At 68.5% G+C, this 752-nt stretch carries 2 protein-coding genes; both read right to left on the bottom strand.

Annotated elements, in window-relative coordinates; genetic code table 11:
- A partial coding sequence (locus ACFHPP_RS31265; protein ID WP_437167116.1) for a response regulator transcription factor occupies positions 1-329 on the bottom strand: 329 nt, incomplete at its 3' end.
- Between the two features lie 17 nt (positions 330-346).
- Positions 347-646 carry a hypothetical protein gene (locus ACFHPP_RS31260; protein ID WP_437167115.1) on the bottom strand — a complete coding sequence of 100 codons (300 nt, stop codon included), beginning with the start codon at positions 644-646 and terminating at the stop codon, positions 347-349.
- Positions 647-752 lie beyond the last annotated feature (106 nt).

The raw sequence follows: 752 nt of genomic DNA, 5'->3' as shown, positions 1-752 counted from the left end.
ACGGGCTTGATGAGGTAGTCGCTGGCCCCACACCCGAAGCCCTCAACCATGTCCTGGCTGCCGACCGAGCCGGTCAGCAGGAGGATCGGGATCCGCAGACCGCGCCGGCGCAGCTTCAGGCAGAGGTCGCGGCCGTTGCCGTCGGGCAGGCCGACATCCAACACGATGGCGTCGTAGTGGGCGTTCGGCTGGCCGAGCAGGACCTCGGCCTGGGCGAGGCTCGCAGCGCTGGTGACCAGATAATCGCGCTCGGCCGAGATCACGTCGACGAACAGGCCGCGCAGGCTGGCGTTGTCTTCCACGACCAGGATGTGACGAGCGACGGACATGCTTGCGCGCCTGCTGCTCACGTCATCCCGAGCCGGCGCGCCCATGATCCGGGCCCACGCGGCGCCGGGGGTTCGATCTGCGTCGCCCGGAACCGCTCCGCCACCGCATCCGGCATCGCCACCGGACCGAAGTAGCGGTCGCCGCGCAGATCGGCCGGGACGCAGATGACCACGCCATCCTGCCATTCCCGCCGATCAATCGCCTCCGGCCAGTCGTCGCCGCGCCAGAGCAGGGGACGCAGCCCGGCTGCATCCTCCACCCAGTGCCAGCCGCTGGTCTCCGGCGTGGTCGGCCAGCCATTCCAAGGGTCGCTCATGCGCCTGTCCAACATGTGCCCGTGGCGCAACATGACAGGCATGGTTCCCATGCCGCGCAACGATAAAGGCTGAGCCTGCGCAACGATCCTTCACGATTTCGGGACT

This window comes from Falsiroseomonas sp. E2-1-a20 (genome assembly GCF_051433195.1).
Taxonomy (GTDB): Bacteria; Pseudomonadota; Alphaproteobacteria; order Acetobacterales; family Acetobacteraceae; genus Falsiroseomonas.
This window is presented reverse-complemented; position numbering and strand designations above follow the sequence as displayed.